The following is a 13,816-nucleotide window of genomic DNA, read 5'->3' as shown; positions in this document are numbered from 1 at the left end:
CAGCGCAAACCTGGCCGTGGTTCTGGTCAGCTGAAGACGATGAAGGGCAGGGTCAGCCAACCGAGGACGATGCCCGCGGCGACGCCGACCGCTACCCAGCGCCAGGTGGGGACCTTGCGGGCGAGCCAGACCGAGGGGAGCAATCCCGCGCTGATCACCAGGTTGGAGGCGACCGCGAGCAGCGGGTTGGTCTCCTTGAGGGTGAGGGCGAGGGTGATCACGGAGAACAGCACGAGCGCGCCGGTGAAGGCGGCCACCAGGAGTCCGACACCCCAGGGGGTCGGTTCCGCCACGGCGGTTTCCTCGGGGGCGGGCGCGTCGATGACCTCGGGTGGTTGCACGGTCGACACCTCTCCGGACAGGGGGTCCACGTAGCTGACTGGGGTGCCCATGACGGCCGCGACGCGTTCGGCGAGTTGGCGGCCGCGGCGGGTCACGAGTTCGGCGGCCTGGTCGGGGTCCGCGGTGGATCCCGGGTCGGACTCGGTTCCCCGGCGCAGGGCGGCGGCGACCTTGGCCCACTCGTGCAGCGCGGTCGACAGGTCCGCGCCCAGGGCGAGCGTGTGCGGGTCGACCTCGCGCTCGCCGGTGCCGTCGTCCCCGATGAGGATGGCGCGGTCATCCCTGGCGCGCAGTTCCACCGGTTCCCCTTTCTGCGAGCGCGTAGAAGGCGACCGCGGCGGCGGTGGCCACGTTGAGCGAGTCGACCGCGCGCGACATCGGGATCCGCACGGCGGCGTCGGCGGCGGCGATGGCCTCGTCGGTCAGCCCGGGGCCCTCCGAGCCGAGCAGCACCGCCACCCGTTCGTCGGCGCGCACAGCCTCGGACAGCGGTACCGCATCGATCGACGGGGTGAGCGCGAGCACGCGGAACCCGCTGTCGCGCAACCACTTCAGCCCGTCCGGCCACGGGTCGAGCTCGGCGAAGGGCACCGCGAGCACGTGCCCCATCGACACCCGCACGCTGCGCCGGTACAGCGGATCGCTGCACCCGGGGGCGAGCAGCACGCCGTCGACACCGAGCGCGGCGGCGTTGCGGAACAGCGAGCCCAGGTTCTCGTGGTCGCCGACGCCCTCCAGCACGGCCAGGGTGCGGGCGTTCTCGGCCAGGTGCGCGGGATCCGGCGCCTGCGCGCGGTCCGCGGTGGCCAGGATCCCCCGGTTCAGGTGAAACCCGACCGCGTCGGCCATGACCTCGGCGCTGGCGACGTAGGCGGGGACGTCCAGCCCGGCCAGGTCGTCGGCGAGTTCCTCGACCCGGCGGCGGATGCCGAGCAGGGCGCGCACCGGGTACGGCGAGGCGAGCAGCCGCCGCACGACGACGACCCCCTCGGCGATGACCAGGCCGCGGCCACCCGGTCGGTCCGGGCGGCGGTCGGCGGTCGACAGGTCGCGGAAGTCGTCCAGCCGTGGGTCCGCCGGGTCGCTCACCTCGATCACCTGCGCCACGGGGGCAGTCTCGCACGTCTGCGGCGAACGGGTAGCGCCCTCACCCGCTGCTCGCTCTGTGTCACGACCAGATAACGCACTGCACCAATTTGGGCGCTAGCCCGACCGGGTTGGCTGTGCGAACGTTGGCCTCCCGCGCGTGCGCCGGACGCCGATCCGGCCAGACGGGAGGGCGGCATGGGGCAAGACGTGAAAACCGACGCTTTCAGCCGAGAAGACCGGCAGCGCTATCGCCAGAAGGTGCGTCGGTGCCTGGACGCGCTGGAGCGCATGCTGACCGAGGGTGGCTTCGCCGACGAGCACCCGAGAATGGGCCTGGAGATCGAGCTCAACCTGGTCGACGACGCGCTCGCACCGGCCATGCTCAACCGCACGGTGCTCGAGAAGATCGACGACCCGTGCTACACGACCGAACTGGGCCAGCACAACCTGGAGCTCAACGTGCGCCCGCGGCCGCTGCGCGACGAGCAGTCCACCGAACTCGAGCACGAACTGCGCCACTCACTGGCCAACGCGGGCCTCAAGGCGCGCGACGCCGGGGCGCGGCTGGTGATGATCGGGACGCTGCCGACGCTGCGCAGCGAGCACTTCGACATCCGCTGGCTGACCCAGAACCCGCGCTACCACAAGCTCAACGACCAGATCTTCGCCCTGCGCGGCGAGGAACTGCTGCTGCACATGGAAGGCGTCCCGCTGCCCGGCCAGCGCGCGGAGCGGTTGCGCTGCCTGCAGGACTCGATCCTGGCCGAGTCGGCGTGCACGTCGACGCAGTTGCACCTGCAGGTGCCGCCGGAGACGTTCGCGGCGAACTGGAACGCCGCGCAGTGCCTCGCAGGCGTTCAGGTCGCGATCGCGGCGAACTCGCCTTTCCTGCTGCGCAAGGCGCTGTGGCACGAGACCCGCATCCCGCTGTTCCAGCAGGCGACCGACACCAGGCCGCAGGAGCTGAAGAACCAGGGCGTGCGGCCGAGGGTGTGGTTCGGCGAGCGGTGGATCACCTCGATCTTCGACCTGTTCGAGGAGAACGTGCGCTACTTCCCCGGCCTGCTGCCGGAAGTGGACGACGAGGACCCGTTCGAGGCGCTGGACTCCGGGCGGGCGCCGCGGTTGGCGGAGCTGCGGCTGCACAACGGGACGATCTGGCGGTGGAACCGGCCGGTCTACGACATCACCAACGACGTGCCGCACCTGCGGGTGGAGAACCGGGTGCTGCCAGCGGGTCCGACCGTGGTCGACCTGATCGCCAACGCGGCGTTCTTCTACGGCGCGCAACGGGCGCTGACCGCGGAGGAGCGTCCACTGTGGACGCGCATGTCGTTCCAGGCGGCCGAGGAGAACCTGCACGCGGGCGCGCGGCACGCGTTCGACGCCCAGCTGTACTGGCCGGGCATCGGCTGGGTGCCGCCGGACGAACTGGTGCTGCGACTGCTGCTGCCGATGGCGCACGAGGGCCTGCGCGACTGCGGGGTGTCCGACGAGTCCCGCGAGCGCTACCTCGGGGTGATCGAGGCGCGCTGCCTGGCGCGGCGGACCGGGTCGACCTGGCAGCGGGCCGTCGTCACCGACCTGGAGGCGCGCGGGTACGACCGGGACAAGGCCCTGGCGACCATGCTGCGCCGCTACATCGAGCTGAGCGCGGCGGGTGAGCCGGTTCACACCTGGGAGATCTGACCGAGGGGTGGACCCGCCCGACGCGGCGGCACTCTTGCCAGTATGTTGCAGTTAGAACTGACTGGCATCAACTCAAGGAGAGCACGTGGCTCCGTACGTCTTGCCCGATCTCGACTACGACTACGGGCAGCTCGAGCCGGTGATCATCGGCGACATCAACGAACTCCACCACAGCAAGCACCACGCCGCGTACGTCAAGGGCACCAACGACACCCTGGAGAAGATCGCGGAGGCCCGGGACAAGGGCGACTTCGGCTCCATCGTCGGCCTGGAGACCACGCTGGCGTTCAACCTCGCGGGCCACACGCTGCACAACCAGTGGTGGACCAACCTCAGCCCGGACGGCGGCGACAAACCGACCGGCGAGCTGGCCGCGGCCATCGACGAGCACTTCGGCTCCTTCGACGGCCTGCGCGCCCAGCTCAACGCGGTGTCCGGCACCATCCAGGGCTCCGGCTGGGGCGTGCTCGCCTGGGACCCGATCGGCTCCCGGCTGATCACTCAGCAGCTCAAGGACCACCACTCGAACCTGTCGATCGCCACCACGCCGCTGCTGGTGTTCGACACCTGGGAGCACGCGTACTACCTGCAGTACAAGAACGTGAAGGTCGACTACATCGACCGCCTATGGAACATCGTCAACTGGGCAGACGTCACCGCCCGCTTCGACGCGGCCCGCGCAGGCCTCAACGGCCTGCGCCCACCCACGCCGAACGCGTAACCCCGCACTCCGGCAGGACGCTCCGACAAGCACCCGCCGGACATAGCGAGACCCCCGCACCGGACGCTTGGTGCGGGGGTCTCGCCGTTCCCGAACTGACTGCCGCTCCCACCACGAAGCGGACAAGAGTTAGGTTAGCCTAACCTCTCAGACCGTGCAAGCCCTGTTTCCCATTGCCCCCCGCTGATGAGTATCGGCAGCTCACAGCCACAACTGCACGCCTCGCTACCCACTGCCTTCGGAGACCATTAGCCGACAGCACCCTGCGAGGAGCGTTCCTCCACGTCGACGACCTCCCCCACGGCGTCGACCTGGTCGCTGGACTGCGCGCGCTCAACGACCCGGCAACGCCCTGCCTCTGGGTGCTCTCCGCCGGATCACACGACCCGCGCTCCCCCGACCGTGTCCGCCTCAAGAGATCCCCATCGACACCGCCTACGAAGCCTTGGCGGAGTTCCTCACCACCCGCGCGCTCCCCACCACCATCGGTTGGCAACCAGCCGAGGACGAGTAGGCCCCGGTTCAGTCGAGCTTCAGGCGGCCTTGGACCCGGCGGTGGGCTTGCTGCTGCCACCAGCCGCCACGGGTTGGGGACGCGTCACCAGTGCAGCAGACACTGGCCCGTTCCTCACTCACGCTGACAACCAGTCGAGCAGCACCCAGCTACTTGACCGGGTTCTCGTACCCCGGCCGACGCAGCAGCAGCCGTCCCCAGCCCGTCACCGGGCGTTGGACGCCGCCGCGGAGTAGCAGGAAGAGACCGCAGGTCATGGCGGTGAGGGCGGCGATGGCGCCGCCGATGATGAAGGGGCTGCGGGCGCCCCACTGGTCTGCCATCCAGCCGACCATGGGGGCGCCGATGGGGTTGCCGCCGACGAAGACGAGCATGTAGAGGCCCATGACGCGGCCGCGCATCTCGGGGGAGACGGCCAGTTGGACGGTGGAGTTGGCGGTGGTCATGAAGGTCATCAGGAACAGGCCGACCGGGACCAGGGCGATGGCGAACGCGGTGAAGTTCGGCATCAGGCCGACCACGACCTCCAGCACGCCGAACGCGAAGGCGGCGCCGAGGAGCATGCGGGTGCGGGGGCGGCCCCGGGAGCTGCGGCGGACGGCGAGGATCGAGCCGGCGAGGGTGCCGACGGCGAGGGCGGTGGAGAGCAGGCCGTAGCCGTCGGCATCGCGGTTGAAGACGGTGGCGGCGACGACGGCGAGGGTGACGAAGAAGGTCATGCCGAAGGTGCTGACGAAGAACACCAGGACCATCACGGTCAGGATGTCGGCGCGGCCCCGCACGTAGCGCAGGCCCTCCCGCAGTTGCCCCTTGGCGCGCGGGATCTTGGGACCGCGGATGAGCTTCGCCGGGTCCATCAGCAGCAGGCCCGCGATCACCGCGAAGGTGAACACCGCGTTGGCCAGGAACAGCCAGCCGGTGCCGATCAGGATGATCATGACGCCCGCGATGGCCGGGCCGACGATGCGGGCCAGGTTGAAGCTGGTCGAGTTGATCGCGACCGCGTTGGTGACCTGCGAGCGGCCGACGATCTCGGCGACGAACGACTGGCGGACCGGCACCTCGACCGCGGAGAACGCGCCGAGCACGAAGCACAGCACGTACACGTGCCACACCTGCACGATCCCGGTCACGTCGAGCACGCCGAGCACCAGCGCGCACGCGGCGAGTCCTATTTGGACGCCGATGAGCAGCTTGCGCTTGTCCAACCGGTCGGCCAACACCCCGGCCCACAAGGAGAACAGCAGCGTCGGCAGGAACTGCAACGCGGCGGCGATGCCCAGTGCGACCGGGTTGTTGCCGGTGAGCACCAGCACCAACCAGTCCTGCGCGATCCGCTGCATCCAAGTGCCCACATTGGACACGACCTGGCCCGTGGCGAAGAGCCGGTAGTTGCGCACCCGCAGCGAGGAGAACATGCCCGCCTCGGGTTCGGCAGGCACGGGCTGCCGAGGCGGCGGGGGTGTCGTCGAGGTGCGTTCGGTCTGCTGCTCTCGGGTACCACCCGCGTACGTCGGCATCTAGTTCTGGTTCCCCGCCATCCTGTCGATGATCTCGGCGGCCGCGGCGAGGGTGTCGCGCTCGTCGTCGGTCAGTTCCGCCAGCCGCTTGTCCAGCCAGGCCTCCCTGGCGGAGATGTCCGCCTCGATGAAGGCCCGCCCCGCGTCGGTCAACGCGACGATCGCCTGCCTGCCGTCGCTGGGGTGGGGGCTGCGGGTCGCGTACCCCAGCTCCTCCAGCGCGGTGATGACCCTGGTCATCGACGGCGGCTGGACGCCCTCCTTGGCCGCCAGCTCGCCCGGCGTGAGCTGCCCGCACTTGTGCAGGCACGACAGCGCCGAGATCTGGGTCAGGGTTACCGTCGAGTTGGTGCGCTGCGCCCGGAGCCTGCGGTTGAGCCGCACCACCGCCAGCCGCAACCGGCTGGTCAGGAGGTACTCGGACTCAGGCATGATGTTTAGCATACCTCACTAAACAGTCGTCGGTCGACGAACTTACGCCGATGTCACACCGGCGCTACTGTTGATCTATGCAGGTGCGGCGCGCACGCCCGGGTGACGGCAAGGGGATGGCGGCCGTCCACGTCGCCGCCTGGCGCGCGGCCTACGTCGGCATCATGACCGACGACCGCCTGGCCGGGCTGTCCGAGCGCACCTTCGCCCAGCGCTGGGAGTCCCTCGTGACCAGCCCCGGCGAGGCCCGCACCTTCGTCGCCGAGACCGATGGCCGCATCACCGGCATCGCCACCGCCGGACCCCCACGCCACCAGGTCCGCGCGGGCGAACTCCACATGCTCAACGTCCACCCCGACGCCTGGGGAACCGGCACCGGCTCGGCCTTGCTCACCCGCTGCGTCGACGAACTGACCCTCCTCGGCTACGACTCCGCCTACCTGTGGGTCGCCGAAGCCAACCACCGCGCAATCACCTTCTACACCCACCACGGCTGGACCCCAGACGGCGAGACCATGGACGACCACCGCGAATCCCCACCCTTACGCGAACACCGCTACGTCAGGGATCTCTAGCGTCTTGCCAAGCCGGGCCCGTGGTCGCGTCGGCTGTCTGAACAGGTCGGCTAGCCTGGCCCCATGTCCGAGCCGGTGCTTCGCCCCACGCCGCCGCTTTCGCCCAGGTTGTTGGCGTTGGCGCCGATCGTTTACGTCGGTACGAGCACCTGGTTCGCCGCGGCTCTGGTCCTCTTCCTGCTGGACACCCCGAGCATCTGGACCTGGACCGCCCTCTCCGGTGGCGGCCTCGGCATCATCGGCGCCCTGATCATGCTCTGGCAGCAGCAAGCCCGCCGCCGGGGCTCCAAGGCCGCCCAGAAGCTCGACTGAACCGGGGCCTGCTACGTGAGGTAGTGGGCGGGTTCTTCGATGAGGGCGGTGAAGGTGTGGCGGTCGGGCCAGCGGTTGGTGGTCCAGGCCAGGGCTCGGGCCAGGGCCTCGGGGGTGTCCTCGCAGTGGACCACGTCGTCGAGGACCCACCAGGTGGGGTTGTGGGTGCCGGTGGGGGTGCGGATGGTGAGCTTCTCGTGCACCAGCAGCGTTCCCAGGGGGATGTCGACGTCGAGGAGTTCGCAGGCGGCGGCGACGGCGCCCAGGTCGGACCAGGGGACGGGGTCGGCGGCGGAGATGATCTCGCCCGCGGATTCCTCGGTGGCCAGGGGGAGGTCGAGGAGTTCGGCCAGGGGCTCGGCCAGCGCGAAGTCGGGGCCTGCGGCGACGACCTGGTCCTCCGGGAGAACGGTCAGGAGCCAGGGGGCGTCGAGCACCACGCAGTCCGCGGCGACGGTGCCCGCGAGGGTGCGGGTCGTCTCGGGGAGGCGGACGTCGGTGGGGTCGAAGACCTCGTCGGCGACGGCTTCGGCCAGGGCGGCGTGGGTGCGCAGGACGGCGCCGGGGTGCAGGCCGCGATCGGGGTCGCCCAGGCGGATGAGCAGGTCCTCGGCGTCGTCGGCGTTGTCGACGCGCAGGCCGGTGCGGACGCCGATGGCGGCCAGCACGCGCGGGTCGACACCGATGTCCGGCACGACGTCGTAGAGGCCTGCGAGGTCGTCCGCCTCCGGTAGGCGCCAGTCGGACGGAGCGGCACCGCCGATGACCGCGTGCCGGGCGATCCACCAGCCGGTGTAGCCGTCGGGTTCGAGCAGCGCGCGCCAGGTGTCCGGGTCGGCGGCCAACAGCGCGAGCGCCCGGGGCCACGCGTCGTCGGTGACCAGGTCGAGGTCGCGGACGGCCAGGACCCGCGCGGGCGGTTCCTGCCTGCTGTCCCACCACTCGGCCTCATCCGCCAGCCCGTGGTCGGGACCGGTCGGCGCCTCGTCGGCCACCAGCGCGAACGCGTCCAGCACGCCGACCGCGGCCAGCACGTGATCCGGCCACTCGGCGGCGACCTCGGCCGAGAGCACCCCGACCGGCGCGTCCTCGTCGAGCACGTCCAGCAGCGGCGACCCGGGCAGCGCGAGTTCGTCCGCCCGCCGCCAGTCGCCCACGGAGTCCTTGAGCGCCAACGCACCCAGCCACGGCAGCTCACCCGTGCGCACGCCTGCGTCGCGCACCAGCCGGAGCACGACCGACACCAGGCCGGTGATGTCCACACCGGACTCGACGTCGTCCAGGCTGCGCTCGACCGCGTCCTGCAGACCGCCCGCGTCCAGCAGGTCGACCGGACCGCCGCGGTGCGCGCCGAGCCGTTCCAGCACCGGGTGCGCCGCCTCGGCGTGCACGACGTGCAGCACCCCGACCTCGGCGTGCGCCAGCAGTTCCAGCAGCTCGGCGTCCTCGACCAGCACAACACCCGCGGGACCGGGCAGCGTCCGACCGTCCGCCAGCGGCACGGGCAGCGCGCCCAGTTCGAGCCGCGCGGTGCCATCGGTTTCCACGACCGGCGCGAGCGCGGTGTAGAGGCGGTGCCACCACTCCGGCGGCCTGGCCCGGCCGGTGATCGTGTCGACCACGTCGGCCAGCCCGAGGCGGGGCACGTCCAGGGCGGCGAGCGCGGCGGCGTGCCGCTGGGCGGACAGCCACCCGGCGGCCAGGTTGGGAACGATCTCGGCGAGCAGCTCGGCCAGTCCGTCCGCCTCGGCGTCGAGCACCTGGGCGCGGGCGGGCGCGAGGTCGTCACCTTCGGCTGCGGGCAGCCACGGGCTCTGGCGCAGCGCGGTGACCAGCAGTTCGCGCAGGCGTTCGTCGACCTCGGAGAGCGGGAAGCCGACCAGCGGCACCAGCGCGGTGCGGTGCTCGGCGGGGGTCAGCTCGACCAGGCCGGGGTATGCGCCTGCGGCCTCGGCGAGCACGGCGGCAGCGGCGGCACCTGCGTGCAGCCTGCGGCGGGTCGGCTCGATCGGCAGGGTCGCGACCAGACGCGCGGGCAGCGACAGACGCTCGTCGGTCGGGGTCGGGGCGTGCAGCACGTCGTCACCGAGGGGCAGCGGGGCGCCGTCCTGGTCGACCTTGGCGGCCCAGCACACCGACCACTGCCTGCGTTCGCGCGCCTCGACGCCGAGGTGCTCGACCAGGTCGTCGGCGAGGGTGCCGGAGACCCGGTGCACCAGCCAGGACACGACGCCGTCCGGGCCGTGGATCTCGACCCGGGAGTCGTTGTCGACCCGCCACCACGCGTCGTCGCCGATCTCGATGCGGTCCAGGCGGGGAAGGGCGAGGAGAAGGTCGGCGGCTTGCGCTGCGAAGTTGGCGAGGAGCTTGCGACCGTTGACGTCACCGCGCAGCGGTAGCCGTACCTCGGTGGCAAAGCCATCGGGGACTACAGCGTCGGCGGGCCACACCATTCGGAGGACTGGAACGCGGCCACCGCGATCGGCAGCCCTAGCGGCGAGGTCAGGGTGATCGGCGATGGCGGCGCGTGTCTGCTCAGCGGAGAAGGTGACGCCGCCGTTGAGCGACAGCACGCTCGGCGAGTCCGTCACGGCGAGCACCGCGGCGAAGCCGACACCGAACTGGCCCACGCCCTGCACGGAGCTCTTAGCGGACGCGCGTAAGGACGCCAGCGCGGCGACCCCGTCCGCGTCGAGCGGTCGGCCGGTGTTGGCCGCGCGCAGCTCACCATCCACTAGGGACAGTCGGAGCGTCCCGGTGCCGTCAGCGGCGTCGGCCGCGTTCTGCGCCAACTCCACCAGCAGCCGGTCGCGGTAACCGCCGAGGTAGAGGTCTTCCTCGGCGTTAGCGTCCTCGCGGAACCTGGTCGGGGACGTGGTCCAGGCACTCAGCACTGCCGCTCGGAGCGCGGCGGTGCCGAAGGGGTCGGCGGCGCTCACCCTTGCTGGTTGGACTCGGGCTGGCCGGAGGGTTCGTCGGCCAGTTCGCCCTGGGCCACGGCGGCGACGGCCTGGTCGACCGACTCCTCGCTCGGCTCCCCAGCCTGCTCGTCAGCGGTGCCCGCCTCGTCGACGGTGCCCGCCTCAGCCTCGTCAGCGGTGTCAGCAGCTGCCTCGGCGTGCGGCTCGACGTCCAGCCGGGCGTCGTCGTAGATCAGCTCGGCGACCAGGACCGGCGAGATCTGCTCGACATCGGCCTCGGAGTGCGCCCCGCAGCCGTAGCCCGCGTGCACGGCGCGGCCGTCCGCGGGCGAGATCTCGTTGCCGCACACGCCGAACGCGGCGCCGAGCGATCCGGCGACCGGCAGGTAGAAACCGCAGGTGCCGCAGGCGGCAGGCGCGCCGCGGGCCATGTCCGACCCGGGGCCGAACTCGCCGACCTTCCAGCGGTCGGCGGCGTCGAGGCGACCGAGGCGCGAGAGCACGCGGACCCGGCCGAGGCCGACCTCCATCGCGAGCTGCTCGACCTCGGGGTCGTCGGAGGCGAGGTAGGCGGGCGCGAGCCGCGGGTCGTCCGGGTCGGTCGGCAGCAGGTCGCCGACCCCCAGGTCACCGGCGCGGACCCGGTCCTGCCAGGGGATCCACGGCGGGGCGACGAGCGCGTCGGGGCCGGGCAGCAGCACGACCTCGCTGACGGTGACGTCATCACCCGCTTCGGCGATGGCGACGGTCACCGCCCAGCGCCAGCCGCGGTACCCGGGCTTGTCCGCGTCGAACAGGTGCGTTGCCGACACCGAGTCCTCGGCCCGCACCTCGACGTGCGGTCCCACCTCGGTCCCGGCGTGCTCCCGCGCGGCGGCGCGCGCGAACTCGACCGCCGCGAGCAGTGCGGGGTCGGTCACGACTTCTGGTGCAGGCGTCGAGGTCATCACGGCTGATTGTGCCCCACGCCCGAAGCGGGTGATACAGCCGTGTCACGCTAGTGGGGTGCTCGCCCGCCTGACCGCCGTCGCCGCCGCCGTCACCTGCCTGGCCGCGGGCTGTTCGGGCAGCGGGCAACCGCAGCCGGCCGGCAGCCCGGGAGTGCCGACGCTGCGGCCGCAGGTGCTGGCCGAGATCCCCCATGACCAGGGCGCTTTCACCCAAGGGCTGGAGCTTGTCGATGGCGTCCTCTATGAGGGGACGGGCCTAGAGGGGCGTTCGGAGTTACGGGCGACCGACCCGGCTGACGGGTCGGTGCAAGAGCGGACCCAACTGCCGAGTGAGTTCTTCGGCGAGGGCATCACCGTCGTCGGTGACCGGATCTGGCAGATCACCTGGCAGAACGGCGTGGCCGTCGAACGTGACCGGTCGACCCTGGCCGAGCGACGCCGGGTCACCTATGCGGGTGAAGGTTGGGGCATTTGCCACGACGGCACCCGGCTGGTCATGAGCGACGGCACGGACAAGCTGACATTCCGCGACCCGACGACCTTCGCGGCCACCGGCGAGGTGCGGGTGCGCGACGCGCAGGGGCCGGTCGAGCGGCTCAACGAGCTCGAGTGCGTCAACGGCGCTGTTTACGCGAACATCTGGGAGACCGACCGCATCGTCCGGATCGATCCGGCGTCCGGTGGCGTCACCGCGGTGGTGGACCTGACGGGGCTACTCCCCGAGGGGGAACGCACGGGCGCCGACGTGCTGAACGGTATCGCCGCGGTCCCCGGGACCGATGAGTTCATCGTGACCGGGAAGCTGTGGCCGAAGCTGTACCGCGTCCGGTTCGCGACCTCGGGCTAGAGGCCCGAGACTGTCCACTCGACCGGCCGTCAGATCGGCCTCCCGTACGGCAGGATGGAAGACGTGATTCGCAACGGCCCCGCTGATCAGCCGCCGTCCGGCCGCCGCTCGGGCCGGAAGGCGAAGCGGGGCTGGGCGGACGTGTCCCAGCCCAGTTGGCGCGAGGCCGAGCCGCCGACCACCGGCATCCCCCGCCAGAACCCCCAACTCCCACCGCACGCCCCGCACCGGCGCGATCCGCTGCCCCCACCGCGCACGCGCCGGGTAGAGCCACCGGAGGAGCCGCGGTACGAGACCTACGGCGACCGTGACCCTGATCGGTACGGGCGCCCCGACAGGTCGTACCGCGAAGAGCGCCCGTACCGGGAAGAGCGGGACTACCGCAACGACCGGGAGTACGAGGACCGGGCTTACAGGGAAGAGCCCCTGCCTGCGCGCTACCGGGACTCCGGCACTCGATACGAGGAAGAGCCGGGGACGGAGATAGAGCGGCGCGAGGGACCGCCGCCCGGGTACCCCAAGAAGCTGACCGTGACCCGGGTCGCGGCGATGCGCAGCAGGCAGCTGACCTCGCAGGCGATGACCGCGTTCCGCAAGGCCGCGAACGCCGACGGTGCCGACAAGTCCGGGCTGACCTCGCTGACCTACGCGACGATGCTCAACTACGCGGGCGACGCCGCGATGGCGGTCGCGCTGGCGAACACGCTGTTCTTCTCGGCGGCCAGCGGCGAGAGCAAGGGCAAGGTCGCGCTCTACCTGCTGATCACCGTGGCGCCGTTCGCGCTGCTCGCGCCGGTGATCGGCCCGCTGCTGGACCGGCTGCAGCGCGGCCGCAGGTTCGCCATGTGCGCGGCGTCGGCCGGTCAGGCGCTGATGTGCGTGATCATGGCGATGCACTTCGACGACTGGATGCTCTACCCGGCGGCGCTGGGGAAGATGGTCCTGTCCAAGTCGTTCACGGTGCTCAAGGCCGCGATCACGCCGAGAGTGCTACCGACCGAGATAACCCTGGCCAAGACCAACGCCCGGTTGACGGTGTTCGGCCTAGCGGCCGGGATGGTGGCCGGGGCCATAGCGGCGTTGTTCCTGAACCTCTTCGACTCACCGGGCGCGTTGTGGTTCACGGTCATCATCTGCGCTGTCGGCGCCGCTCAGGCGCTACGGATCCCGTCGTGGGTTGAGGTAACCGAGGGCGAGGTCCCTGCCTCGATCAGTGCGCGGATGCCGCTACCGACCACGAAACGCAGGCCCATGGGGCGGCAGGTCGTGGTGTCGCTGTGGGGCAACGGGTCGATCCGGGTGCTGACCGGGTTCCTGATGATGTTCGCGGCGTTCGCGGTCCGCGCGCAGAACGAGGCCGAGCCGTTCCAACAGCTGCTCCTGCTGGGTCTTATCGCGGGCGCGGCCGGGCTGGGCAGTTTCGCCGGTAACGCTGTCGGCGCGCGTGTCCACATCGGAAACCACGAGCAGGTGGTGCTGGGCTGCCTCATCGCCGCGTTGGCGACAACGGTGGTGGCAACCCTGACGGCGAGCATCTTCGCCGCGACCATCGTCGGCCTGGTCGGCGCCATCGCGAGCGCGTTGGCCAAGAACAGCCTCGACGCGGTCATCCAGGACGACCTGCCCGAGGAGTCGCGGGCGTCGGCGTTCGGCCGCTCGGAGACCGTCCTGCAGCTGGGCTGGGTGTTCGGCGGCGCGGTCGGCGTGCTGCTGCCGCCGATCTGGTGGGTCGGCTTCCTGGTCGTGTCGGTCATGCTGGCCCTCGGCCTGGCGCAGACCCTGGTGAGCCGCCGCGGCGGCAGCCTGATCCCCGGCTTCGGTGGTCAGCGCGCGGCCGAGGGGATGGCCGCCGCGCTGCGCCGCTTCCGCCCCGCACCACGGTCGGCACGGGACGACACGTAGGG

13 protein-coding genes are annotated in these 13,816 nt (G+C 71.2%); 7 read left to right on the top strand and 6 right to left on the bottom strand.

Annotated elements, in window-relative coordinates; all coding sequences use genetic code 11:
- Positions 1 to 26 precede the first annotated feature (26 nt).
- Together BMY07_RS17615 and BMY07_RS17610 are read right to left on the bottom strand one after the other, a co-directional pair.
- Positions 27 to 641 carry a DUF2537 domain-containing protein gene (locus BMY07_RS17615; protein ID WP_092779556.1) on the bottom strand — a complete coding sequence of 205 codons (615 nt, stop codon included), beginning with the start codon at positions 639 to 641 and terminating at the stop codon, positions 27 to 29.
- Positions 619 to 1,449, bottom strand: coding sequence for a TrmH family RNA methyltransferase (locus BMY07_RS17610; protein WP_092779554.1), 831 nt, complete (start codon positions 1,447 to 1,449; stop codon positions 619 to 621). The genes BMY07_RS17615 and BMY07_RS17610 overlap by 23 nt, the downstream gene beginning before the upstream one ends.
- Before the next feature lie 177 nt (positions 1,450 to 1,626).
- Between BMY07_RS17610 and BMY07_RS17605 the strand changes: the two genes are divergently transcribed.
- The 3 genes from BMY07_RS17605 to BMY07_RS36225 all read left to right on the top strand — a co-directional run bounded on the left by BMY07_RS17605 (position 1,627) and on the right by BMY07_RS36225 (position 4,355).
- Positions 1,627 to 3,120, top strand: a complete 1,494-nt coding sequence (locus tag BMY07_RS17605) for a glutamate-cysteine ligase family protein (protein ID WP_092779552.1) — start codon at positions 1,627 to 1,629, stop codon at positions 3,118 to 3,120.
- A gap of 85 nt (positions 3,121 to 3,205) precedes the next feature.
- Positions 3,206 to 3,841, top strand: coding sequence for a superoxide dismutase (locus tag BMY07_RS17600; RefSeq protein ID WP_092779551.1), 636 nt, complete (start codon positions 3,206 to 3,208; stop codon positions 3,839 to 3,841).
- A 232-nt stretch (positions 3,842 to 4,073) separates the two neighbouring features.
- Positions 4,074 to 4,355 (top strand): Imm1 family immunity protein, encoded by a 282-nt coding sequence (locus BMY07_RS36225; RefSeq protein WP_092780025.1) that lies wholly within the window; start codon positions 4,074 to 4,076, stop codon positions 4,353 to 4,355.
- 149 nt (positions 4,356 to 4,504) lie between these two features.
- On the opposite strand, the gene BMY07_RS17590 is transcribed toward BMY07_RS36225, so the two are convergent.
- Entirely contained in the window at positions 4,505 to 5,773 is a 1,269-nt protein-coding gene (locus BMY07_RS17590) for an MFS transporter (RefSeq protein WP_092780023.1), read from the bottom strand.
- A gap of 102 nt (positions 5,774 to 5,875) precedes the next feature.
- Entirely contained in the window at positions 5,876 to 6,307 is a 432-nt protein-coding gene (locus BMY07_RS17585) for a MarR family winged helix-turn-helix transcriptional regulator (protein ID WP_092779549.1), read from the bottom strand.
- A 77-nt stretch (positions 6,308 to 6,384) separates the two neighbouring features.
- Here BMY07_RS17585 and BMY07_RS17580 point away from each other — a divergent pair, with 77 nt between their 5' ends.
- Both BMY07_RS17580 and BMY07_RS17575 read left to right on the top strand, forming a co-directional pair.
- A complete protein-coding gene (locus BMY07_RS17580; RefSeq protein WP_092779547.1) occupies positions 6,385 to 6,882 on the top strand; it encodes a GNAT family N-acetyltransferase in 498 nt (165 codons plus the stop codon).
- 63 nt (positions 6,883 to 6,945) lie between these two features.
- Positions 6,946 to 7,194: a DUF2530 domain-containing protein gene (locus tag BMY07_RS17575; protein ID WP_092779545.1), complete on the top strand. Its 249-nt coding sequence runs from the start codon at positions 6,946 to 6,948 to the stop codon at positions 7,192 to 7,194.
- Between the two features lie 11 nt (positions 7,195 to 7,205).
- Here the strand turns inward: BMY07_RS17575 and BMY07_RS17570 are convergent, their stop codons facing one another.
- Positions 7,206 to 10,133: a sacsin N-terminal ATP-binding-like domain-containing protein gene (locus tag BMY07_RS17570; RefSeq protein WP_092779543.1), complete on the bottom strand. Its 2,928-nt coding sequence runs from the start codon at positions 10,131 to 10,133 to the stop codon at positions 7,206 to 7,208.
- Positions 10,130 to 11,062 carry a DUF3027 domain-containing protein gene (locus BMY07_RS17565; RefSeq protein WP_092779541.1) on the bottom strand — a complete coding sequence of 311 codons (933 nt, stop codon included), beginning with the start codon at positions 11,060 to 11,062 and terminating at the stop codon, positions 10,130 to 10,132. The genes BMY07_RS17570 and BMY07_RS17565 overlap by 4 nt, the downstream gene beginning before the upstream one ends.
- Positions 11,063 to 11,120: 58 nt before the next feature.
- Between BMY07_RS17565 and BMY07_RS17560 the strand changes: the two genes are divergently transcribed.
- Both BMY07_RS17560 and BMY07_RS17555 read left to right on the top strand, forming a co-directional pair.
- On the top strand, positions 11,121 to 11,912 hold the full coding sequence (locus tag BMY07_RS17560; RefSeq protein WP_425426315.1) for a glutaminyl-peptide cyclotransferase: 792 nt from the start codon (positions 11,121 to 11,123) through the stop codon (positions 11,910 to 11,912).
- Positions 11,913 to 11,975: 63 nt separating this feature from the next.
- On the top strand, positions 11,976 to 13,814 hold the full coding sequence (locus BMY07_RS17555; protein ID WP_245782455.1) for an MFS transporter: 1,839 nt from the start codon (positions 11,976 to 11,978) through the stop codon (positions 13,812 to 13,814).
- Positions 13,815 to 13,816: the final 2 nt, after the last annotated feature.

The organism is Actinokineospora terrae (assembly GCF_900111175.1).
GTDB classification, from domain to species: Bacteria; Actinomycetota; Actinomycetes; order Mycobacteriales; family Pseudonocardiaceae; genus Actinokineospora; species Actinokineospora terrae.
This window is presented reverse-complemented; position numbering and strand designations above follow the sequence as displayed.